A 22,061-nucleotide genomic window follows, 5' to 3' on the forward strand; every position below is an offset into this window, starting at 1 on the left:
CTCCGGGGCTGTAGTTCAATGGCAGAACTTCTGCTTCCCAAGCAGACAGCGCGGGTTCGATTCCCGTCAGCCCCTCCATGTCACGTTCCGTCGCCGCCCACGAGTTCTCGCCGTGGGACTTTTGGCGCGAAGCCGATGCCGACGCCCGCGAGGGGCAGCTCGCGTGGCAGCGCTCGATCGTCGCGGGCCGGCCCGGTCACCGGCTCGGCACGGAGTGCTTCGTGTCGGAACTCGCGTCGGTCGACAACGAGGTGCTGCGCCTCGGCGACCGCACGTACGTGGCCGCGGGCGCCTACCTCACCGGCGAGCTGATCGCGGGCGCCGACTGCAGCATCAACCCGTACGCCGTGATCCGCGGCACCGTCACGATGGGCGACGGGGTGCGCATCGGGGCGCACACGTCGATCCTCGGCTTCAACCACTCGATGGAGCCCGGCGAGCCCGTCTTCCGCCAGCCCCTCACCTCGAAGGGCATCGTCATCGGCGACGACGTCTGGATCGGCTCCCACGTCGTGATCCTCGACGGCGTGCGCGTCGGGTCGCACTCGGTGCTCGCGGCGAGCGCGGTCGTCACCAAGGACGTCCCCGACGGCGCGATCGTCGGCGGCAACCCCGCGAAGTTCATCCGCTGGCGCGTCGCTCCCGAAGACACCGGCGTCGAGCCTCGCGCAGCGGCCGAGGCGGCGGCCCGCGGCACCGACGACGAGTCGGGAGGGACCGCGCAGCCCGCCGAGGCGAGGGAGGGCGAGACGGATGCCGCGGCCTGGCGCCCGACCGACATCGCGGCGCAGCGGCTCGCGGCCACCGCGTCGCGCGCGACGGACGGAGAGCGTGACGGGGGCGTGACGGGCGAAGGGCCCGACACGGGTGCGACAGCGGGTCTCGTTTCAGATCCCGCCGCACTCCCCAGCGTCGACCTCACCGCCGACCTCACCAGCAACCACTCCCCCGACGTCACCGCCGACCCGGCGGCCGGCCACTCCGCCGGCCTCGCGCGGCGCGTCGCCGAGTTCGCCGATCGCGCACGGGCCGAAGCATCCGTTCTCCTGCAGCGCGCATGGCGCGACGACCTGGGGCTCTTCGTCGACCGGCCCGGTACCGCTGCGACCGTGCGAGCCCAGTGCGACGCGATCGAGATCGCCGACCTGCTGCTCGGCGCCGCGCCGCCGCAGCTCCCGGCCGACGCGCAGGTCCGCCGTCTTCAGGACTGGCAGGATGCCACCACCGGAGTCGTCGCACCGCTGGGGGACGACGGCCGCCAGGTGGCGGGCCTCGGGTTCGCCCACGACGATGTCGCGTACCACGTGCTGAGCACCGGGTACGCGCTGGATCTGCTCGGGTCGGCGTTCGAGGCTCCTCTCACCTGGGTGACCGCCGCGACGCCCGAACGGGTGGTCGCGTTCTGCGAAAGCCTGCCGTGGACCACCGACGCCTGGAACGCCGGGCACCACATCGACGGGTTCGGCACCGCGCTGCTGTGGACACGGCGGGCGAGGCATCCGATTCCCGCGGGTGTGGAAGAGGCCCTGTTCGGCTGGCTGCTCACGCGCGCCGATCCGCAGACCGGCATGTGGGGCGCGCCGACGGCCGACCGCGGGCTGCTCCCGGTCGTCAACGGCTTCTACCGGGCGTCGCGCGGCACGTTCGCGCAGTTCGGCGTGCCGCTGCCGTATCCCGAACGCGTGATCGACACGGTGCTGCGCCATGCGCGCGATCCGCGCTGGTTCGCACCCGGCGTGCGCGACGCGTGCAACGTGCTCGACATCGTGCACCCACTGTGGCTCACGCGCGGCACCGGGTATCGGGGCGACGAGGTGCGGGCGCTCGCCACGGACCTGCTGTCGGACGCGCTGGCGATCTGGGTGCCCGGCGCGGGCCTGTCCTTCCGCGAGCCCAGCCCCGCCGCCCACGGCACCGCCGAGGCCGAGCCCGGGCTGCAGGGCACCGAGATGTGGCTCGCGATCGTCTGGTACCTCGCCGACCTCGTCGGCATCTCACACGCGCTCGGGTATCGGCCCCGCGGCGTGCACCGGCCCGAGCCGGCGGCCGGGCTGCGATAGGTCACGCGCGCGGGTGCGGTTCGGGGCGGGGTCGGCGACGGATGCCGTGCCTCCGGACGGTGCTCAGCGCACCAGCACGTCGGCTCGCTCCCGAGGCGAGAAGCGCGCCTCGAAGTCGCGCTCGTTCGGGACCCACACCTCGTGCCACAGAGCGGTGTGGTCGCGGCCGTGCTCGGCATCCCGTCGCATCCCGCGCTGCGTCGGTGTGCTGAACAAGCACCTGACCTGCTCCGTGTCCAGCTCGGTATCCCAGCGAAGTGTGGCGGCTTCCTCCACTCTCGCCCGTGGTCAGCCGGATGAGCGCGTCTCGTCACCGCCCACGAGCGTGCGGCGCAATCGATCGAGACGCACCGCGGCCTGGACGCGGAAGCGGAACTCGGGGTCGTTCCAGTCGCCGTCGATCAGGGACCAGATGCGTTCCAAGCGTTGCTGCACCGTGTTCGTGTGGACACGCAGGGCCGCCGCCGCACCCTGGCGGCTCTCACCGCTGTCGAAGTACGTCGCGAGGGTCTCCACGAGCGCGGTGCCGCGTCGGGTGTCCCACGCCCGCACCCGACCGAGCAGGTCGTCCACGTACCGCGCAGCCGTCTCAGGCTCCGCCGAGGTGAGCACGTGATACGGCGCGAACGCGTCCGAGCGGACGGTCGCGCCCGTGATCCCCAGCGGGGCCAGGAAGCGAATGTCTCTTGCCGCGCGGTCCACGGCGTTGTGCAGCTCTGCGACGCCTGCGAGGTCCGGGCCGGCCACCGCGGTCACCTCCGAGTCGCGCAGATGGTCGGCGAGCGCGCGCCGGACCCGCTCGGTGGCTGCCGCGGGATCCGGCACGGCCCACGCGATGATCAGGTGGTGCTCGCGCTGCGCCACCAAGCCATCGTCTCCCACCGTGTCTGCCGCCACGGGAAGCGCCCGGTCACGGCCACGCACGTCGATCACCGCGCACGCGGTGATCGGCGTCGCGAGCTCGGCCGAGAGCTCGGAGAGCCGTCCTTCCGGCGCGTCGAGAAGCCCGAGCAGGAGACGTGCGCGCCGCTGGACGCGCAATGCGGTCACGGCATCGCGCTTGAACGACACCAGCGCGGCGACGTGCGCCGCGCGCTCGAGCGTCGGCCGTGCGACGGCGTCGGCTGGCGCGTCGCCTTCCTCCGCGACCATCGCTCCGAGCACGCGGTCCGCGCCGAGGATCGCCACGACGATCCAATGTCGCCGATCCTCGACGATCGTAGCGGCGTGCCCGCTCGCCTGACTCTCCCGCATCGCATCGGCGAGCGCGCGCCGGGACGGCAGGCCTGAGCTCGGGGCGTCGAGCGGACGTCCGGTCTCGTCGAGCGCCCATACCCGGCGCCCCAACCGGTCGGATACGGTCGCGACGAGGTCGACGACAGTACCGCCCGACATCACCGCAGCGGTCAGCTCTTCATGGACGCTGCTGGCGACGTGGGTCGCGGCGACATGACTCTCCAGCTCCCGATATGCGTCCTCAGCACGCGCACGGGCCGCCGCGCTCTCGGCCAGCACTCGAGCGCTGTGCAGCACGCTCGCGGCGTGATCGGCGAAAGCCGAGAGAAGCAGCACCTGGTCGGGGATGAAGTCGTGCGCGAACCGGTTGCACGCGAACAGGGCGCCGAGCACCTGGTCCCCCACGGCGAGCGGCACGCCGAGGAACGACACCAGTCCCTCGCGCTCGACAGCGGCGTCGATCGTGGGGTCGTGCGGCGCCTCCCCCATCCGCGCATACTCCCTCACCCAGGCCGGCTCACGCGTGCTCGCGACCATGGTGGCGAGGCCGAACCCGGCGGGAACCACCAGGTCCCTGAACTCGGGTGTCACGGTGCCTGCGGAATACCGCACACGCAGATCGCCGCTCTCGTTGTCGACTTCCGAGAGGTAGGTGACGTCCGTGCCCATCAGCTCGTGAGCGCGTTCCACCAGGCGGCGCAGCACGTCGGTCACGTCCTGCAGACGCACCAGTTCGCGGGCCGTGGAGAACAGCGCCTCCAGTTCAGCGGCGCGACGGCGCAGGCGCGCCGTGGACTGCTGCGACTCTCGCACCGACGCGAGGAGCTCCTCGGCCTCGGTCGCCGCGACGTCCGCGTGGGCCAAGAGCTGAGCCAACGCAGCCATCCCGCTACCGGGTTCGGCGCGCGTTGCGACGACGACCTCGCGAACGAGCGCCGCCGCCGCGGAGCGCGGGCGTGCACGTGGCGTGTCGGCCAACGCACCTCCTCGGGCAGCGGCGATGAGACTGACAGCAGTCTAGGAGCGACGATCGCCGGTCATGCCACCCCGGCGCCGACGTGCGACGGGAACACCGGCGGGCGCCGCGCGGCGAAGGCCGAGAGCCCTTCGCGGGCGTCGTCGCTCGCGAAAGCCTGCTGACCGAGCACCGCTTCCTGCCGGAACGCCTCGTCCTCGGGCAGATCTGCCAGCGAGCGCACCGCCCGCTTCACGGTCGCGACGGCGGTGCCGCTCTTGGAGAGCAGCTCTTCTGCCACGGCGATCGACTCGGCGTACACCTCCGCCCCCGGCACAACCCTGTTCACGAGCCCGTACCGCAGCGCGGTGTCGGCGTCGATGCGAGTGCCGCGGAGCATCAGATCCATCGCGAACGCATAGGGGATCTGCCGGATCAACCGCACCAGCGTCCCACCCGCCGGCACGACCCCGACGCCGGTCTCAGGCAGCGCGAAAACGGCATCGGCAGAAGCCAGCCGGATGTCGGTGGAGAGCATGATCTCGAACCCGCCGCCGAAGCACAGCCCGTTGACAGCCGCGACCACCGGCTTCTCGAGCGTGGAGTGCTTCTGGTGGGCGGCATCCCACTCGCTGATGTCGAAGCGCTCCTCGGTGAGCGCGGGGATGGATTCGGCCAGGTCGGCGCCGACGCAGAACGCCCGGTCGCCCGCGCCCGTGAGAACCGCCACACCGATTCGCGGGTCGTCGCGGACCTCGGCGAACGCCTCGCCCAGTTCGCCGTACATCGCCAGCGTGAGCGCGTTGAGCTTGTCGGGTCGGTCGATCGTGATGACGCCGATGCCGCCGGAGCGCTCCAGCCGGACCCTGCCCATCAGACGGTCCCGCCCGAGCGCAGGGCGTCGACCTCGTCGGCGGTGAAGCCGAGCAGATCGCGCAGGACATCCGTCGTGTGCTGACCGGTCTCGGGGGCCAGACCTCCCGTTCGCGGCGGCGTGCGGTCCAGTTTGATCGGCGACCCGAACGTTCGCAGCGCGCCGTGCCCGGGGTACTGGGCCTCGACGATCATGTCGCGCGCGGCGATCTGAGGATCCTCGACGACCTCGCCGATATCCTTCACCGCACTCAACGGCACGAGATCGCCCGCGAGTGCCTCGAGCTCTGCCTTCGTGCGGTGCGCGAACCAGCGCTCGATCATCGGTCGCACCTGCTCGCGGTACACGTCGCCGTCGAAACGGGTCGCCATGGTGTGGAGGTCGGGGTGCGCGTCCCAGTCGGCGGCGCTCCCGAACGTCTCGCACGAGATCCGCCAGAACTTGTCGGTGTAGCCGCCGAAGAACACGTAGCCGTCGCGGCACGGGAACAGCTCGTAGGGACGGACGAATGGATGGGCGTTTCCCAGCGGCTCGGGGACCTTGCTCTCGGCGGTGTACGACACCACGGCGTTCTCGGTGAGGGTGAGCACCGAGTCCTGCTGTGAGACGTCCACGAACTGGCCCTCGCCGGTCCGCTCGACGTGCCGGAGGGCGGCCAGCACCCCGATCACGCCGTACAGGCTCGCCGCCAGGTCGCCGATGATGGTCCCGACGCGAGTGGGCGGCCCGCCCGCCGGGCCGTTCATCGACCACAGACCTCCGGTCGCCTGGGCGCTGTTGTCATATGCCGGCCTGCTGCGGTACGGGCCGGACTGCCCGTAGCCGCTGAGCGCGGCGTAGACGAGGCGCGGGTTGACCTGCCGCAGCCGCTCGTAGCCGTGTCCGAGCCGATCCATGGTGCCGGGGCGGAAGTTCTCCACAAGTACGTCGGCCCGCGCCACGAGCCGGTCGAGCACGTCGGCGGAGTCCGGGCTCTTCAGATTCAACGTCATGCCGAGCTTGTTGCGGTTGTACTGGGCGAAGAACCCGCTCAGCGGCTCCGCTCCCTCTCGCGGCAGGAGCGGCGGAAAGGTGCGGGTGTAGTCCGGGTCGTCCGGGTTCTCCACTTTGATCACCGTCGCGCCGAGATCGGCGAGGATCATCGAGCAGTACGGTCCGGCCACGACGCGCGTCACGTCGACGACGACGACACCCGCGAGCGACCCGTGCGCAGCGTCGACCTCCTCCCAGGCGTCCAGCACCGGGCTGTGGGCGGTCGCGTCGATCATCGAGCGGATCCCTTCGAGACGGCGGGGACGGGTGCCTCGGCACGGCGCGTGGCGCGAGCGGTGAGGCGGTGCAGCAGCGCCGACGAGACGAGCGTCACGAGGCCGGCCGCGACGATGTAGAGCGCGATCGCCCACGACCCCTCGAACACCGACAGCAGCTCGAGGTAGATCATCGGCACGAACGCCGATCCGGCGATGGTGCCGATGCCGAGGGCCAGCGACATCCCGGTGTAGCGGATGCGGACCGCGAACGCCTGCGCGTACAGCACACCGAGCGTGCCGTACGTGGCGCAGAAGCCGATGGTCATGGCGATATAGGCGACATACGCCGCGGCCAGGCTGCCGGTGTCGATCAGCCAGAACGCCGGGAAGGCGAGGACGATCGAGAGCACCGTTCCGCCACCGAAAACCCGGGCGACGCCGAAGCGGTCGGCGAACCGGCCGGCCAGCGGCAGACCGCCGAGGGCGAGCACCGAGCAGATCGTCGCGATGGTCAGCATCTGCGACGGGTCATGTCCGATGAACTCGGTGCCGTAGGTGAGGCTGAACGTGAAGAGCATGTAGAAGACGGCGCCGATCACGGCGAAGCTGAGCGCGGCGAGCAGCACCTGAGCGGTGTGCGTCTTGAGCGTGTCCCACAGCGGCACGCGCGCGGCCTGCCCCGCGCTGCGCATCTCCTCGAACTCGGGCGTCTCGGTGATGCGAAGCCGGATGAACAGACCGACCAGCACCAGGACGGCGCTGATCAGGAAGGGGATCCGCCAACCCCACGTTGCGAACGCGTCGCCGGGAAGCGCCACCAGCGGCAGGAAGACAAGAGTGGACAGCGTGAGTCCGAGCGCGAGGCCCACCTGGGGGAAGCTGCCCAGGAACGCTCTCCGACGCGGTGCGGCATGCTCGACGACGAGCAGGACCGCACCGCCCCACTCGCCGCCGAGAGCGAAGCCCTGCACGAAACGCAGCACCATGAGGAGGATCGGGGCAGCGACCCCGATCGCGGCGTACGTCGGCAGGAGGCCGATGAGGAAAGTGGCGATGCCCATCGTCACCAGCGACAGCACAAGCATCCGCTTGCGGCCGATCCGGTCGCCGAAGTGGCCGAACACGATGGATCCGAGCGGTCGTCCGAAGTAGCCGACGGCGATGCCGCCGAAGGCGAGGATCGTGCCGACGAGCGGGTCGTACTCCGGGAAGAACAGCGAGTTGAGGATGAGCGCGGCAGCCGTGGAGTAGGCGAAGAAGTCGAACCACTCCACCGTGGTGCCGACGACGCTCGAGGCGACGATCGTGCGGATCTGCGAGGAGGCGGCGGTATCGGAGGGCGCAGAGCTCTCCGGTGAGGCGAGGGTCCCGGTGGGTGCCGAGGTCATGATGGTGAATCCCTTCCACCGCGTCACCACTGACGACGGCTCGACCCAGCCTGTCAGGGCGGGTCGCATCGGAGTATGTGCGCGCCGGCCACATTCATGAGCGAGGATATGGCTGCCGCAGCCTCCCTCTCTGTTCCTCGGTCAGCCGCGCTCGAGCCGCCGCCAGGCGAGCTCGGCGAGCACCGTCGCCTGCAGCGGGAGGACGGCGTCGTCGAAGAGGGCGTGCTCGGAGTGCAGCGGCAGCGGGCCGCTGTCAGGGGCCGCGCCGACGAACACCAGCGTTCCCGGCACCTCTTGCAGCACGTACGAGAAGTCTTCGGACGCCATCGACGGCGCTTCCAGCCGCGTCACGCGCTCCGCCCCCACCAGCTCATCGAGTGCGGCGAGCACCTCTCGGGTCTCGGTGGGGTCGTTGTAGGTTACGGGGTACGACGCGATGAACTCCGTGTCCAGAGTGCAGCCGTTCGCCTCGGCGATGCCGGCCAGCAGGGCGGGCAGGTGCTCGCGCACGGTGTCGAGCGTCGCCGTCGACAGCGTGCGGATGTTCGCCTCGATGTCGACGGTCGCCGACAGCACGTTGCCGGCCTCCGAGTCGCTGCGGAGCCGCGTGATCGAGAGCACGGCCTGGTCCGTCGCGGGCAGGCGGCGGGCGGCGAACGCCTGCACGGCGAGGATGAGCTGCGCGGCCACCGGCACCGGATCGATCGCGAGCTGAGGGAACGCGGCGTGGCCGCCGGTGCCGCGCAGGGTCATCCGCAGCGCACTGGCGCTGGCCATCATCGTTCCCTCGCGGGTGACGAGCCGGCCGCGCGGGGTGGCGCTGTCGACGTGGAGCGCGTAGGCCGCGACGGGCCTCTCGCCCGCCGCATCGAGCACGCCCTCATCGATCATGAGGCGACCGCCGGCCTGCCCCTCCTCGCCCGGCTGGAACATGAACACGACGGTTCCGGGCAGCTCCTCGCGCCGGTCGGCGAGAAGCCGGGCGGCCCCGAGGACTCCCGCCATGTGCAGGTCGTGCCCGCACGCGTGCATCGCGCCCGAGGTCGAGGCGAACGGGAGGCCGGTCGCTTCGGCGATCGGCAACCCGTCCATGTCGCCGCGCAGCAGCACGACGGGACCCGGACGTCCGCCGCGCAGCACCGCAGTGATCGACGACAGCGACTTGCCGCGGCTGATCTCCAGCCCCAGCCCGTCCAGCTCGCGCAGCAGGATCGTCTGCGTCTGCGGGAGATCCAGACCCACCTCCACCGCTTCGTGCAGCTCACGCCGCACCGCGACCAGGTCGTCGCGAAGCTCCTCCGCCGCGGCCTCGAACTGTGCTCTCATCCGGAATCCGCCCTCTCCGTGTGTCGGGATCTCACCGAGCGACCCCGATCCATGTCCGTCGCTCTGACTCGCGGGCAGCGCCTTCACCGGATCGCCGGGCCCCCGGCATCCCGTCATCAGAGCCCCAGCTCGGCGCGCAGCTGCGCACCGTCCGCATCGAGTTGCGGTGCGCGCGGGAGATGCCGGGTGCCGTTGGTCCCCAGCGCCGAGCGCGCGATCGAGACGCCGTCGTCGTGCTCGATGAGCCCCAGCGCGTCGGCCTGCGGGCCCCGAGCGGCATCTTCGGGGCTGCGCACCCGGGCGACCAGCACGCGCGCAGCCTTCAATGTCTCGACGACGGCGTCGACGGGGAGCTCGGCCATCCGCGCGGCGAGGATGCCTTCGAGCTCGTCTCGTCCTTCCACCCGGTCCCGGTTGCGAGCCCAGCGTGCAGCGCCGACCTCGTCGCCGAGATCGAGCGCGGCGACGAGCCGGGCGAACATGGCGTCATTCGTCGCTCCCAGCACCACGTACCCGTCGGCGGCCGCGAACGCACGGTACGGGACGATCGACGGATGGGAGCTGCCCCACGGCTTCGACGGCGGCGCGCCGGCCGAGGCCGCGGCGATGACCGTGCCGAGCGAACTGAGCGCGGTGGCGAACAGCGAGAACTCGAGCCGGCGGCCGACCCCCGTGCGCTCTCGCTCGAGCAGCGCGGCGAGCACCCCGTTGATCATCGACATGCCCGTCGCGATGTCAACCATCGCGACGCCCGAGCGCACCGGATCGGCGCCCTCGTAGCCGGTGACGTGCATCAGCCCGGATTCCGCCTCCACCGTCACCGCCGTGCCCGGCTCCGCCGAGAGCGGCCCGCGCTGCGAGAAGCCGCTGATCGAGGCGTACACGAGCCGCGGGAACCGCTCGCGCATCGCCGCAGCACCGATCCCGAGCCGGTCGGCGACGCCGGGGCGAAAGCTCTCCACCAGCACGTCCGCAGAGCCGACGAGTCGGTGGGCGACGTCGCGGTCGGCGAGATCGGCGAGGTCGAGTGCGATGCTGCGCTTGCCGCGATTGATCGCGTGGAAGTACGCGCTCGCGCCGTGCACGAACGGTGGACCCCAGTGCCGCGTCTCGTCGCCGATGCCGGGCTGCTCGACCTTGATCACGTCGGCACCGAGCTCCGCGAGCGTCATCGTGGCGTAGGGACCGGCGAGCAGGCGCGTGAAGTCGAGAATGCGGATGCCGGAGAGCGGCCGGAACGCCCCGTTCATGTCGTCGGTCATGTGTGAGCCCCTCGGCTGTCGTCGTGCCGATCAGGTCAGCAGGCGAAGACCCGCTCGCCGCGGATCCAGGTCTCGGCGACGCGGACGGCGGCGATCTCTTCGACGGGCACGGTGAAGACGTCGCGGTCGAGCACGGCGAAGCTGCCGTCGAAGCCGGGTGCGATCGTGCCCACGCCGGTCAGCGGCGAGAGGGACGCCGCCCGCGAGGTGTACAGCAGCAGCGCCTGCGGCACCGTGATCGCGGCCTCGGGGCCGAACTCCACGCCGTTGTAGGTGCGGCGGCGGACGGCCGCTTCGACCGACAGCATCACGTCGTCGGCGCCGCTCCAGGCGGTGGCGGGTCGGTCGGACGACAGCGCGAGCGGGCCGAGACCGTCGTACAGACGGGCGATCGGATAGGCGTCCGGCACCTGCTCCACGCGCAGGGCCTTCTCGTAGCCGTCGTACTCGGCGAAGAAGAACACGGTGTGCGTCGCGACGCCGAACGACATCCGCGCCGAGGTCAGGCGCTCCAGATAGGCGCCGCTGACGATCGTGGCATGCTCGATCCGCACCGAGGGGATGCCGTCGAGCCAGGGCTCGGCATCCTCGAAGAGCTCCACCACGCGATCCAGCGCCCGGTCGCCCATGGCATGGACCGCGAGCTGCACGCCGTTGCGCCGGGCCCAGTCGCCCGCGGCGAGGACGTCCTCGTCGTCGACCAGGCGCAGGCCGTGGTCGCACGAGTCCGGGTAGGGCGCATGCACCCAGGCCGTGCGGTTGGAATAGGCGCCGTCGAGCACGACCTTCACGCCTGCCACGCGGATCTGCCCCTCGCGATCACCCGGATCGAGGTCGGCCAGCGGAGCCGCCGGATCCCAGCCCGGGTAGAGCGCGACCCGCGTGCGCAGACCGCGCTCGGCGGCGGCACGGAATGTCGCGAGCGGATCATCGATCCGAGTGGACAGCAGGTCGCACACGGCGACGATGCCGCGCGAGGCCAGCTCGTCGCCGATCGACCCGATGGCGGCGAGCTGTTCGTCGCGCGTGGGCGCAGGGATGAACTTCGCAACCGCGTCGACGGCGGCGATCTCCGTGAGCACGCCGTTGGGGTTGCCGTCCGCGTTCCGTTCGAACCGTGCGCCGTCCGGGTCAGGCGTGTGCGCGGTGATGCCGGCGAGCTCCAGGGCGCGCGAGTTGCACACGGCGGAGTGGGCGTCGCAGCGCCAGACCAGCACGGGACGGTCCGTGGCGATGCGGTCGAGATCCGCCGCGGTCGGCATGCGGCCGTCCGCGAACTTCGTGTCGTCGAACCCGCGGCCGAGCACCCACCCGTCCGGGCCGGTCACCGTCCCGGCGTGCCGCTGGAGCGTGTCGACCAGCGCGTCCATGGACGTCACGGCAGGCGGGAAGCACTCCACCGCCGCCGCGGTCCCTGCCAGCAGCGCCGGGTGGGTATGGCTGTCCAGAAGCCCGGGCACGACCGTCCGGCCGCCGAGGTCGATGGCCCCCGGTTCGGTGACATCCGCCGCCTCCCCGACCCAATCCACGAGGCCGTCCGTGATCCGGAAGGCCGAAGCGAATGCGGTCTCGGACTCGCCCGTGAACACCCGAGCGTTGGTGAAGGTCGTCGTCGTCATGGCCGTCTCAGACCTCCCGCCAGGTGAACCGGCCGCCGAGCAGCGTCGCGGCGACCGGCATCGCGCGCAGCTCGTCGCGGTCGCTCGCATACGGGTCGCGTTCGGTGAGCACGAGGTCGGCGGGCTGGCCCATCGCCAGAGACGTGCGCACCGAGGCGGCGAGCGCGACATTCAGCGGCAGCCGCTGCTCGGGATGCCACGCCTCCCGGTCGCCGCGGCTGCGAGCGGTGGCCGCGGCCAGCGAGATCCATGGGTCCAGCGGCGCGACCGGGGCGTCGGAGCCCAGGCGCAGGGCGGCGCCGGCGCGATGCAGTGACCTGAATGCGAAGGCACGGCCCGTACGGCCGGCCCAGTGGTGGTCGGCCACGTCGCGATCGTCCATGGCGTGCTCGGGCTGAACGCTCGCGATCAGCCCGAGCTCTGCGAACCGGGCGAAGTCGTCGTCGCGGACGAGTTGCGCGTGCTCGATCACGCCTTTCATGCCCAGCGCTTCGAACGTGTCGAGCACCTCGGTGTTCGCGCGGTCGCCGATGGCGTGCACGGCAGCCTCGATGCCGGCGTCGCGAGCCCGCTCAAGCAGGCGCCGCAGTTCGGTGATGGGCACGCCCTCGATTCCGCACGCGTGCGGGTGCCCCGCATCCATGCCGGGGTACGGGTCCCAGCACCACGCGGTGCGGGTGTTGAGCGAGCCGTCCACCACGACCTTGAGGCGTCCGAACCTGATGAGCCCCTGGTCGTCCACGGCGTCGCCCGTGCGGCGTCCGGCGGCGATCGCCGACTCGAGCAGGTCTGGCCACACCGCGATGTCGGCGCGGAGGCTCGTGACCCCGCCCGCAGTGCGCGACGACCACTCGGCGACGTTGTCGGTCTTCTCATACTCGACGATTCCGACCACGCCCCGTGCCGCAGCGGCGTCTGCCGCCTCGCGGTAGGCGCTCAGCGGCAGCTGGGAGGCCTCGTCGAAAGAGTGCAGCAGGCTGATCCACGGGCCCTCGCGGAGCAGTCCGGTGGCGTCGAGCTCGACGCCGAAGCGCCGGGCGGCTGCGCTGTTCATCCACCCGCAGTGCAGGTCGCCGCTGACGAGCACGACCGGCACATCCGGCACGACCTCGTCCAGCGCCACGAGCGTCGCCGGCACGGGCCACAGGCCGTCGCGGAAGCCGTACCCCATGAGGATGCCGTTCGTCAGCGGCGCGTCCGCGGCGCCGGCGCGCCGGACGACGTCGAGCACATCGTCCGCCGTGCGGGTCTCGGTGAGGTCGAGCCGACGGCGGCGGATCACATGCTGCGTGAAGTGCACGTGCGCATCCCACAGCCCGGGCCCGATCCAGCGACCATCGACGTCGACGACCTCGCCGGAGGCGTCCGCAGTGCCGAGAGGCGCGATCTCGGCGATGACGCCGTCGCGGAGGACGAGGTCGACGGGCTCGCCGCCGTCGAACGGGCGGGCGCCCCGGAGAGTCACGGGCTCCATCATGATGCTCCGATCAGGAAAGTGGCAGCGGTACGCGATGTGGCACAGGTCGCGTGGCGTGGACACGTCAGAAGGCGGGAACAGGTGCAGTCGCGAAGCCGAAGAGATCCTTCGGATCGTCGGGTGCGGCGACCAGGTCGATGTGCCTCTCTAGGCCCGTGCCTGCGACATCGGCACGGAGGTAGCGGAGGGCCGAGAAGTCCTCGATCGCGAATCCGACGGAGTCGAACACCGTCACCTCGTCGGCCGAGCTGCGGCCCCTGGCCGCCCCCGTGACCACCCTGAAGAATTCCGTTACGGGGAAATCGGGCGCGACGTTCTGGATCTCGCCCTCGATGCGGGTCTGCGGTGCGTACTCCACGAACACGGGTCCGCGCCCGAGGATCCGCGGGTCGAGCTCCGTCTTGCCCGGGCAGTCGCCGCCGATGGTGTTGATATGCATGCCCGGCGCGACGTCGGCGTCGGTGAGCACCTGCGCGACCGCCTTGTCGGCCGTGCAGGTCGTGACGACGTCGGCACCGGATGCCGCTTCGGACGCGGACGCGCAGATGGTGATGTCGAAGCCGCGCGGCGCGAGGTTGCGCACGAACTTGGCGGATGCCGCGGGGTCCACGTCGTAGACCCGGAGCCGGTCGATTCCGAGCACCGCACGGAAGGCCAGGGCCTGGAACTCCGCCTGGCTCCCGGCACCGATCATCGCCATCGTGGTGGAGTCCGCGCGGGCGAGGTGCCGGGCGACCATCGCCGAGGTGGCGGCGGTGCGCAGCGCGGTGAGCAGGGTCATCTCGGCCAGGAACACCGGGTAGCCGTTGTGCACGTCGGCCAGCACGCCGAACGCTGTCACCGTCTGATAGCCCCGGGCCGGGTTGAACGGGTGGCCGTTGACGTACTTGAAGGCGTACACGTCCGGATCGCTGATCGGCATCAGCTCGATCACGCCGAACGGCGTGTGACTCGCGATCCGGTGCGTCTTGTCGAACGACTCCCAGCGACGGAAGTCGGCCTCGATGACGTCGGTCAGCTCGGCCAAGATCGCCTCGGCTCCGCGGCGCGAGATCCACTGCACGATGTCGGCGACGCCCACGAAGGCGGTCATGTCGGCACCTCCTGTCCGTTCACGGTCGCGATCCGGTCGGCGAGCTTCGGGTTCTCATACGGGCCCGGTCTGCGCAGGGCCTCGACGACCCGTGCGATCACCTCGGCGGGCTTGTCCTGGCTCATCTTCTCCTTCGCCTCGATGCGCTCCGCCCGCATCCGGAACCCGACCGTGCCGTGCACGATCCGCGCAGCGTAGTCCGCGTTCTCCAGCGTCCTGTTCATCAGGAACGGCTCGGGCAGCGCACTCTCGAACCGCGCGACGAGGCGCTCCAGCACCTGCAGGTTCTCCTCGTCCGAAAGGATCTCCGGAGTCCCGAACAGGTGCGCGACGGCGAAGTCCCAGGTCGGGACGGCCGTCGGCGTCTCGTACCAGCCGGGCGAGACATAGCCCTGCGGACCGTAGACGATCACCATCAGCTCGTGCGAGCCCAGCCGGTGCAGTCGCTCATCCGGACGACCGACGTGACTGAGCAGCACGACGCCATCCGCGCTCTCGTCGAGAAGGACCGGATAGTGCGACGCGACGAGGCCTCCCCCCGGCACGTGACTGACGATCGTCGCCCAGGGATGCTCGCGCACGAGCGCGCGGACGGCGTCGATGTCGTCGAGCGCGTAGTCGGGGTTCGGTCTCATGATGACTCCAATGCGATCAAGGCGCGGATGTCGGGGCGGTGGAGTGCTCTCACGCCCAGTCCACGTCCGCGGTCGCGAGGACGACATCCTCGTCGTCCACGGCGGTCACGCGAGTCGCGTCGCCCTCGGTGCGCCCGACGATCCGCAGCGGGCGATCCACGAGAACCGGCGCGATCGCGCGCACGTCCAGACGTGCGGGCCGGCGGCCGGGCACGTGTCGGCGCGCGGCGTCCATCAGGAGGATGCGTGTGAGCGGACCGTGCACGAGGAGGTCGGGCAGACCCTCTACGTCGCGTGCCCACGCGCGGTCGTAGTGGATGAGGTGCGTGTTGAACGTCAGCGCTGAGAAGCGGAACAGCTGCCGGGCGTCCGGTGTCAGCTCCTCGACCCAATCCGCGTCCGCCGAGGCGGAGGGATCGGGCCGCGCCGGTCGCGCCGGAGCGGCCGGATCGGCGGCCTCCAGGAACACGTCGTGCCAGACGCTGCGCACCGCCGTCTCGCCGCTCACGGCGTACTCGCGCTCGACGTCCACGAACATCAGCCGGCCACGCGAGCCGGCCTTCTCGACGACGGAGCCGAGGCTCGTGGTCTGCGTCACGTCGTCGCCGATGCGGATCGGCCGGAGGAACTCCGTCGTCTCGCCCGCGTACATGCGGCGCGGCAGGTCCACCTCGGGCACGACCCCGTCTCGAGCGGGCGAGCCGTCGGGGCGCAGATCGGCGAGCGCGGCCGTGTACGGGAAGAACACGCCCTCCCACGCGGGGGGCAGCTCGTGGCCGTCGCGTGCCGGGGCGTCGGCGACGGCGAACGTGCCGCGATAGGCCTCGACGACCGCTTCCCCGATCCGTTCGGTGCGCACGACGGTCACGGCAGAGCTCCCGCCGCCCGCAGCTCGGCGATGCGCTCGGCGTCGTACCCGGCGAACTCGGCGAGCACCTGGTCGGCGTGCTCCGCGAACCGGTTGGCCGTACGCGCCGGGGTCGCGGGCGTGGCCGACAGCTTGATCGGCTGGCCGAACATCCGCAGCACACCCAGATCGCCGTAGTCGGCGGACACGATCATGTCGCGCTCGGCCGTGCCGGGATCGTCCACGACCTCGCCGATCGTCTTGATCGCGGTGAGGGGCACGATGTCGCCGGCGAGGTCCTCGAGCTCCTGCTTCGTGCGCGTCGCGAGCCACCCCGCCACGATGGGCTTGACGCGACGCTCGTACACGTCGGCGTCGAATCGCTTGCGCATCGTGTCGAGCTCCGGGTCGTCCTTGTGCTCCGGGGTGCCGAACAGGTCGCAGCTCGCGTTCCACAGCTTGTCGGTGTACGCGCCGAAGAACACCTGGCCGTCGGCGCAGTCGAACAGCTCGTAGGGGCGCACCCACGCGTGGGCGTTGCCCTGGGGCGAGGCCACCGCGCCGTTGACGGTGTAGTCGACCACCGCGGTCTCGGTCAGGGCGACGATGCTGTCGACCTGCGCGACGTCGACGACCTGGCCCTCCCCGGTCGTCTCGGCGTGCCGGAGCGCGGCCAGCGTTCCGACGACCGCGAAGAGGGTGGCGGAGAGGTCGCCGATCGTGACCCCGACCCGCACCGGCGGCTGGTCGGCGTAGCCGTTCATCGACCAGATCCCGCCGGCGGCCTGTGCGGTGTTGTCGAAGGCGGGGCGTCTGCTGCGCGAACCGGTCCGGCCGTAGCCCGAGATGGCGGTGTACACGAGCTTCGGGTTCACCTCTCTCAGAACGTCGTAGCCGACGCCGAGCTTGTCCATCGTGCCGGGCCGGAAGTTCTCGACGAGCACATCGGCCGAGCACACGAGATCCTTGAGCACCTGCACGCCCTCCGGCGTGGCGAGGTCCAGTCCCACGCCGAGCTTGCCTCGGTTGTACTGCGCGTAGTAGGCGCTGAACTCCTCCTCGCCGTCGGTGAGGTAGGGCGGGAAGCCGCGCGATACGTCGGGATCGCGTGGATTCTCGATCTTGATCACCGTGGCGCCGAGATCCGCGAGCATCTGCGCGGCGTACGGGCCGGCGAGCACTCGGGACAAGTCGAGCACGGTGACCCCGGCGAGCGCACCGGGTGCGGGGAGCGGGCTGAGGGTCATGCGGACGGTGCCTCCAGTACGGGATCCGGCGTGTCGAACCCAGCCGCAGCGAGCGCGCGAGCCACGTTGGATGAGGCACGCACGTTGCGGATCCGGGAGAGCCAGAGCGTGGTGGCCGCGAGGGCGTCGAGATCGAGCCCGGTCTCGATTCCGAGGCCGTGCAGCATCCACACCAGGTCCTCTGTCGCGAGGTTACCTGTCGCGCCCTTGGCGTACGGGCAGCGACCGAGGCCCCCTACCGAGGAGTCGAACTCCGCGACACCCAGGCGCAGCGCGGCGTGCACGTTCGCCAGCGACTGACCGTAAGTATCGTGCAGATGCAGCGCGAGGGATTCGACGGGGATGCCTGCCGCAAGAGTCTCGGCGATGACCGCGGCCGTGTAACCGGGGGTAGAGACGCCGATGGTATCGCCGAGGGCGACGGTGCGGCTCCCCGCCTGGTGCAGCACGGCCGCCGCCTCGGTGACGGCAGCCGTGTCGACCGCCCCTTCCCAGGGATCGCCGAACGCCATCGAGACGTAGCCGCGCACCGGGATACCCTGCGCCGTCGCGGCGGCGACGACCTCCACTGCACGGTCGATCGCACCGGAGCGGGTGGTGTTGAGGTTGGCCTGCGCAAACGCCTCGGTGGCGCTGACCACGACGGACACCTCCCTGATGCCGGCATCGAGGGCACGCTGGAGCCCGCGGAGGTTCGGCACCAGGCCCACGGCCCGAGCCCCGTCCGGCACGTCGAGCGCGGCCACCACCTGCTCGGCGTCCGCCAGCTGCGGAATCCATGTCGGCGGCACGAAGCTGGTCACCTCGAGGTTGAGGGTGCCGGCGGCGTAGAGCCGGCGGCACAGCTCCGTCTTCACGGCGGCGGGGATGATGTCGGTCTCGGCCTGGAGGCCGTCCCGCGGGCCGACCTCGAACACCGTGACTCGCGCAGGCAGCCCCGGCTCCCGCTGCACGCGCGGTCCGGGCGGGGTGCGCGTCATGCGCCCGCCCCGTCCCCGCGCAGCTCGGCCAGAACCTCCCTTGCGTATTCGACGCGGATCCGGCGCTCCGCGACGATCCGCGCGGCGACCGGCCCGATCTCGTCCACATCGGCGCCGGCGCTGGCGGCGATGGTCCGGGCGTGCAGCGTCATGTGCCCGCGCTGGATGCCCTCGGCGGCGAGCGCGCGGCACGCGGCCAGGTTCTGCGCGAGCCCGACGGCGGCGATCGCGCCGGCGAGCTCGCGGGCCGTCTGCACTCCGAGCAGCGTCACCGCCGCCCGTGCCGTGGGGTGCGCACGTGTGGCGCCGCCGACGAGACCGACGGCGAGAGGCACCTCGAGCGTGCCGACGACGTTGCCGTCGGCATCCTTCTCGAACTGCGACAGGGCGGCGTAGCTGCCCGAGCGGGCGGCGTGCGAATGGCAGCCCGCCTCCACCGCGCGCGTGTCGTTGCCGGTGGCGAGGACGACGGCGGTGATGCCGTTCATGATGCCCTTGTTGTGCGTCGCGGCGCGGTAGGGGTCTGCCTCGGCGAAGGCGCTGGCGGCGACGATGTCGTCCACGACCTGCGCGCCGCCCAGCAGTTCGGCGTCGAACACCGCGCGCGCACGGGTGAGTCGCAGCTCGGCCTTGTTGGTCAGGATGCGCAGCAGGGTGCGGGCACCGGCGAGCTCTGCCACGCGCGGGGCGATCGCCTCCGCCATCGTGTTCACCGCGTTCGCGCCCATGGCGTCGCGCACGTCGACGTGCAGGTGCAGGATCACCTGCGTACCGGCCCGCGTACGCAGGACCCGGACGGAGACGTCGAACGCGCCGCCGCCGAGCGACACGAGCAGCGGATCCTGCTCGTTCGCGAGGGCGAGCAGTTCGTCGCGCGCCTCGAGCAGTGCGAAGCGGGTGCCGTGCGGTTCGACCGCGTCGAGCACCTGGATCTGCGCGATCATCACGTCGCCGGTGTACGAGGTGGTGAAGCCGCCGTGCCCGCGGGCCACCCGGGCGGCGTTGGAGGCCGCGGCGACGACGCTCGGCTCCTCGGTGGCCATCGGGACCAGCCGGTCCTGACCGTCGATGGTGAAGTTCGTGGCGATGCCGACGGGGATCCCGATCAGGCCCACCACGTTCTCGATCATGTGGTCGGCCTGGGCGAGCGAGAGTCCGGCGTCGGGCCGCAGCGCCTCCAGCGCGTCCGAGTCGAGACCGGCACGCTCTGCGACGAGGGTGAGCCGCTCGTCGGGGGTGTGGTCGCGCAGACCTGAGATTCGGCTGTTGATCGGCATCGGCCACCTTCCTTCGGAACCGCCACCGGGTCCTCGGCGCTGCGGTCAAGGACGACATTAGGAGCGGCGGGCGTGCCCCACGATGGGTGGAACACTCAGCACCAGGGCCCCTCTGTAGGCGGATGGCACACCGTCAAGCACGTCGGCGCGACCTAGACTCGGAACCCGATGCCCGAGAACACCGAGCCCATCGCCGCGCTCCTGGATGCCGCATACGACCCTGAACGGGTCGGTCCGACCGGTGTCAGCGATGCGCTGCTTCGACTGGGAGCGACCGAGATGGATGCCGCAGCGCTGGTCGAGCGCGTCGGCCGGGCGCAGCGCGAGCTGTCGCGGCTGCGGCGACGGGAGCACGAGCTGTCGGCCCTGTTCTCCAGTGCGCGCGAGCTCGCGGAGCTGCGGGACAGCGACGCCGTGCTCGCCCGGCTCGTGCAGCGCGCCCACGAGATGATGGGGGTCGATCTCGCCTACCTTTCGGAGTTCGATCCCGACACGCGTGAGCTGCGCGTCCGCGAGACCAGCGGATCAGTGAGTGCGTCCTTCCAGACGCTCCGCGTGCCGCCGGGCCGCGGGCTCGCGAGCGTCGTCGTGGAGTCCCGCACAGCACATTGGGTGGCCGACTACACCGGGTACGCGCAGGAACGGCACGACGCCGGCATCGACGACGCGGTCTCGGCCGAAGGCTTGGTGTCACTGCTGGGCGTGCCGATGCTCACTAGCGACGACGTGCTCGGCGTGCTGTTCGTCGCGAACCGGACCGAGAAGACCTTCTCCCCCGATGAGGTCGCCCTGCTGTCGGCGCTCGCCGACCATGCGTCCGTCATCCTCCAGACCACCCAGACGCTGCGAGACCTGCAGGAGTCCGAGGATGCCAGCAGGCGCACGCTCGCGAGCCTCACCGCGCACCTGGTCGAGCGCGACCGGGCCAACACCGTGCACCAGGAGCTCGTGCAGGCCGTGCTCGCCGGCGGCGGGTTCGCCCCGGTGGCCGAGACGCTCGCCTCCGCGCTCGGGCGGGCAGTGGCGATCGTCGACGCGCAGGAGCGGATCATCGCCGCCGCGGGTCTGCCGCTCCCGCCCGTCATGCTCTCGCTCGACGAACCGGTACGCGCGGCACTGGAGGAGAGCCGACGTCACGGCCACTGCGTCGCGGTCGCGGGTCCTGGGGTCCGCGCGGTCGCGGCGCTCACCGCAGGAAGTCGGCAGTTCGGCGCGCTGCTGCTCGGCGACGGGGACTTCGAGCTCGGCGCCGTCGACTTCCGGACGGTGGAGCGCGCGGCTCAGGTCGGCGCCCTGCTCGAGCTGCAGCAGGAGGCCGCGGCGGGCGCCGACCACCGCGTGCGCAGCGAGCTCATGGCGGACCTCCTGGACGACGTGCCGGAACGGCGGTCGGATGTGGACCGGCGGGCCCGGCGCCTCGGCGTCGACCTCGCGGAGCTCGATTCCCTGCTGCTCGTGGCGGTGCCCGGCGATCAGCAGACGTCCGCCGCACGGGCGCTGGCACGCCAGCTCGACGACCGCGCCCTCGTCGGCGAGTATCGCGGCTTCGTCGTCGCCGCTCAGTCCAGCCGCGGGGGTGAGATCGCACCGGAGCAGCTTCGCGCCCACATCGCGGCATCCATCCAGCATCCCGTCACCGTCGTGGTGCCGCGCCCGACGAAGGGATCGCTGCCGGCGTCGTTCGAAGGGGCTATGCGGACCGCACGGCTGCTTGCCGCACTCGATCTGTCCGACCTCACCGCGCACGTGGATGACTTCCTCCCCTACTCCGCCGTGCTCGACTCCGACTCGCAGGGGCTGGCTGCGTTCCTCCGCGACACGATCGGCCCTGTGCGGCAGTACGACACCGAACGCAACGCCGACCTGCTCGGCACGCTCCGGGCGTTCGTCCGCAACAACGCCAGCCCCACGCGCACCGCACGGGCGCTGAACTTCCACACCAACACGATCCTGCAGCGCCTGGATCGCCTGGACCACGTACTGGGCACGGACTGGCGCGATGACGAGCGGATGTTCCGCATCGGGATCGCTGTCCGCCTCGACGAGCTCCGTGAGCGGCTGGAGGCCCGCCGCGGGTGACGGGCGCGCTCAGCGGGCGGCGTCGGCGTCGAACCCCTCCGTCTCCGATTGGGAGAACGGGTGGCGCCCGCGCGGGCCGAATACGAGGATCAGCTCGGCGACCATGTCGGAATCGTTGCGCACGCCGTGCCGCATGCCCTCCGGTGCGTAGAACGCATCGCCGGCATGCAGCACCCGACGCTCTGTCCCGGAGGTGACCACGACCTCGCCACGCGTGACGACGTACATCTCGTCGGAGCTGTCCGTGGAACAGCTGTCCGGGTCGCCCGCCAGATGATGATGCTGGCCTTCCTCGGCGCCCGGCATCAGCTGATACCGCATCACCGAGACGGGCAGCGCCGTGGTCTCCTTGAAGTACCACTCGATGCCGATGCTTCCCGCACCGTCGTAGAGCTCCCACTCGTGGGCGTTGTCGCCGCGCTTCTGCACTCGCATGCTGATCCTCCTCGGTTGGAC

18 protein-coding genes and 1 tRNA gene are annotated in these 22,061 nt (G+C 71.2%); 3 read left to right on the forward strand and 16 right to left on the reverse strand.

Annotated features, from left to right (window positions below; translation table 11 throughout):
- Nucleotides 1-4: 4 nt before the first annotated feature.
- Together IM778_RS16815 and IM778_RS16820 are read left to right on the forward strand one after the other, a co-directional pair.
- Nucleotides 5-78: transfer RNA gene (locus tag IM778_RS16815), tRNA-Gly, on the forward strand.
- Entirely contained in the window at nucleotides 78-2,060 is a 1,983-nt protein-coding gene (locus IM778_RS16820; RefSeq protein WP_194409947.1) for a DapH/DapD/GlmU-related protein, read from the forward strand. The genes IM778_RS16815 and IM778_RS16820 overlap by 1 nt, the downstream gene beginning before the upstream one ends.
- Nucleotides 2,061-2,123: 63 nt before the next feature.
- On the opposite strand, the gene IM778_RS16825 is transcribed toward IM778_RS16820, so the two are convergent.
- From IM778_RS16825 to IM778_RS16895, 15 genes are all read right to left on the reverse strand, one after another.
- Complete coding sequence (locus IM778_RS16825; RefSeq protein WP_194409948.1) at nucleotides 2,124-2,276, reverse strand: hypothetical protein; 153 nt, start codon at nucleotides 2,274-2,276, stop codon at nucleotides 2,124-2,126.
- Between the two features lie 72 nt (nucleotides 2,277-2,348).
- Nucleotides 2,349-4,172 carry a helix-turn-helix domain-containing protein gene (locus IM778_RS16830; protein WP_194409949.1) on the reverse strand — a complete coding sequence of 608 codons (1,824 nt, stop codon included), beginning with the start codon at nucleotides 4,170-4,172 and terminating at the stop codon, nucleotides 2,349-2,351.
- A gap of 161 nt (nucleotides 4,173-4,333) precedes the next feature.
- On the reverse strand, nucleotides 4,334-5,125 hold the full coding sequence (locus IM778_RS16835; RefSeq protein ID WP_194409950.1) for an enoyl-CoA hydratase/isomerase family protein: 792 nt from the start codon (nucleotides 5,123-5,125) through the stop codon (nucleotides 4,334-4,336).
- Nucleotides 5,125-6,393 carry a CaiB/BaiF CoA transferase family protein gene (locus IM778_RS16840; protein ID WP_194409951.1) on the reverse strand — a complete coding sequence of 423 codons (1,269 nt, stop codon included), beginning with the start codon at nucleotides 6,391-6,393 and terminating at the stop codon, nucleotides 5,125-5,127. The genes IM778_RS16835 and IM778_RS16840 overlap by 1 nt, the downstream gene beginning before the upstream one ends.
- Complete coding sequence (locus tag IM778_RS16845) at nucleotides 6,390-7,763, reverse strand: MFS transporter (RefSeq protein WP_194409952.1); 1,374 nt, start codon at nucleotides 7,761-7,763, stop codon at nucleotides 6,390-6,392. Before IM778_RS16845 ends, IM778_RS16840 begins: the two co-directional genes overlap by 4 nt.
- 141 nt (nucleotides 7,764-7,904) lie before the next feature.
- Entirely contained in the window at nucleotides 7,905-9,089 is a 1,185-nt protein-coding gene (locus IM778_RS16850; RefSeq protein WP_194409953.1) for a M20 metallopeptidase family protein, read from the reverse strand.
- Between the two features lie 116 nt (nucleotides 9,090-9,205).
- A complete protein-coding gene (locus IM778_RS16855; RefSeq protein ID WP_194409954.1) occupies nucleotides 9,206-10,351 on the reverse strand; it encodes a CaiB/BaiF CoA transferase family protein in 1,146 nt (381 codons plus the stop codon).
- 35 nt (nucleotides 10,352-10,386) lie between these two features.
- Nucleotides 10,387-11,970: an amidohydrolase gene (locus tag IM778_RS16860; RefSeq protein ID WP_194409955.1), complete on the reverse strand. Its 1,584-nt coding sequence runs from the start codon at nucleotides 11,968-11,970 to the stop codon at nucleotides 10,387-10,389.
- A 7-nt stretch (nucleotides 11,971-11,977) separates the two neighbouring features.
- A complete protein-coding gene (locus IM778_RS16865; protein ID WP_194411947.1) occupies nucleotides 11,978-13,444 on the reverse strand; it encodes an amidohydrolase in 1,467 nt (488 codons plus the stop codon).
- 67 nt (nucleotides 13,445-13,511) lie between these two features.
- Nucleotides 13,512-14,540 carry an ornithine cyclodeaminase gene (locus IM778_RS16870; RefSeq protein WP_194409956.1) on the reverse strand — a complete coding sequence of 343 codons (1,029 nt, stop codon included), beginning with the start codon at nucleotides 14,538-14,540 and terminating at the stop codon, nucleotides 13,512-13,514.
- The gene (locus IM778_RS16875) at nucleotides 14,537-15,175 is read right to left on the reverse strand and encodes an FMN-binding negative transcriptional regulator (RefSeq protein ID WP_194409957.1); all 639 of its coding nucleotides are present in this window, start codon (nucleotides 15,173-15,175) and stop codon (nucleotides 14,537-14,539) included. The genes IM778_RS16870 and IM778_RS16875 overlap by 4 nt, the downstream gene beginning before the upstream one ends.
- A 49-nt stretch (nucleotides 15,176-15,224) precedes the next feature.
- Nucleotides 15,225-16,043, reverse strand: coding sequence for an FAS1-like dehydratase domain-containing protein (locus tag IM778_RS16880; protein ID WP_194409958.1), 819 nt, complete (start codon nucleotides 16,041-16,043; stop codon nucleotides 15,225-15,227).
- A complete protein-coding gene (locus IM778_RS16885; protein WP_194409959.1) occupies nucleotides 16,040-17,269 on the reverse strand; it encodes a CaiB/BaiF CoA transferase family protein in 1,230 nt (409 codons plus the stop codon). The genes IM778_RS16880 and IM778_RS16885 overlap by 4 nt, the downstream gene beginning before the upstream one ends.
- Nucleotides 17,266-18,249 (reverse strand): hydroxymethylglutaryl-CoA lyase, encoded by a 984-nt coding sequence (locus tag IM778_RS16890; RefSeq protein ID WP_194409960.1) that lies wholly within the window; start codon nucleotides 18,247-18,249, stop codon nucleotides 17,266-17,268. The genes IM778_RS16885 and IM778_RS16890 overlap by 4 nt, the downstream gene beginning before the upstream one ends.
- A complete protein-coding gene (locus IM778_RS16895; protein WP_194409961.1) occupies nucleotides 18,246-19,526 on the reverse strand; it encodes a hydroxymethylglutaryl-CoA reductase, degradative in 1,281 nt (426 codons plus the stop codon). Before IM778_RS16895 ends, IM778_RS16890 begins: the two co-directional genes overlap by 4 nt.
- Nucleotides 19,527-19,694: 168 nt before the next feature.
- Here IM778_RS16895 and IM778_RS16900 point away from each other — a divergent pair, with 168 nt between their 5' ends.
- Nucleotides 19,695-21,605, forward strand: coding sequence for a GAF domain-containing protein (locus tag IM778_RS16900; RefSeq protein ID WP_194409962.1), 1,911 nt, complete (start codon nucleotides 19,695-19,697; stop codon nucleotides 21,603-21,605).
- 9 nt (nucleotides 21,606-21,614) lie between these two features.
- Here IM778_RS16900 and IM778_RS16905 read toward each other — a convergent pair whose 3' ends face one another.
- The gene (locus IM778_RS16905) at nucleotides 21,615-22,034 is read right to left on the reverse strand and encodes a cupin domain-containing protein (protein WP_194409963.1); all 420 of its coding nucleotides are present in this window, start codon (nucleotides 22,032-22,034) and stop codon (nucleotides 21,615-21,617) included.
- Between the last annotated feature and the right edge of the window lie 27 nt (nucleotides 22,035-22,061).

Origin of the sequence: Microbacterium cremeum, assembly GCF_015277855.1 — a bacterium.
GTDB classification, from domain to species: Bacteria; Actinomycetota; Actinomycetes; order Actinomycetales; family Microbacteriaceae; genus Microbacterium; species Microbacterium cremeum.

Coding starts and splice junctions, on each gene's coding strand:
- IM778_RS16820 (WP_194409947.1), top strand. CDS start 78: ATGTCACGTTCCGTCGCCGCCCACGAGTTCTCGCCGTGGGACTTTTGG.
- IM778_RS16835 (WP_194409950.1), bottom strand. CDS start 5,125: ATGGGCAGGGTCCGGCTGGAGCGCTCCGGCGGCATCGGCGTCATCACG.
- IM778_RS16840 (WP_194409951.1), bottom strand. CDS start 6,393: ATGATCGACGCGACCGCCCACAGCCCGGTGCTGGACGCCTGGGAGGAG.
- IM778_RS16845 (WP_194409952.1), bottom strand. CDS start 7,763: ATGACCTCGGCACCCACCGGGACCCTCGCCTCACCGGAGAGCTCTGCG.
- IM778_RS16850 (WP_194409953.1), bottom strand. CDS start 9,089: ATGAGAGCACAGTTCGAGGCCGCGGCGGAGGAGCTTCGCGACGACCTG.
- IM778_RS16855 (WP_194409954.1), bottom strand. CDS start 10,351: ATGACCGACGACATGAACGGGGCGTTCCGGCCGCTCTCCGGCATCCGC.
- IM778_RS16860 (WP_194409955.1), bottom strand. CDS start 11,970: ATGACGACGACGACCTTCACCAACGCTCGGGTGTTCACGGGCGAGTCC.
- IM778_RS16865 (WP_194411947.1), bottom strand. CDS start 13,444: ATGGAGCCCGTGACTCTCCGGGGCGCCCGCCCGTTCGACGGCGGCGAG.
- IM778_RS16870 (WP_194409956.1), bottom strand. CDS start 14,540: ATGACCGCCTTCGTGGGCGTCGCCGACATCGTGCAGTGGATCTCGCGC.
- IM778_RS16875 (WP_194409957.1), bottom strand. CDS start 15,175: ATGAGACCGAACCCCGACTACGCGCTCGACGACATCGACGCCGTCCGC.
- IM778_RS16885 (WP_194409959.1), bottom strand. CDS start 17,269: ATGACCCTCAGCCCGCTCCCCGCACCCGGTGCGCTCGCCGGGGTCACC.
- IM778_RS16890 (WP_194409960.1), bottom strand. CDS start 18,249: ATGACGCGCACCCCGCCCGGACCGCGCGTGCAGCGGGAGCCGGGGCTG.
- IM778_RS16895 (WP_194409961.1), bottom strand. CDS start 19,526: ATGCCGATCAACAGCCGAATCTCAGGTCTGCGCGACCACACCCCCGAC.
- IM778_RS16900 (WP_194409962.1), top strand. CDS start 19,695: ATGCCCGAGAACACCGAGCCCATCGCCGCGCTCCTGGATGCCGCATAC.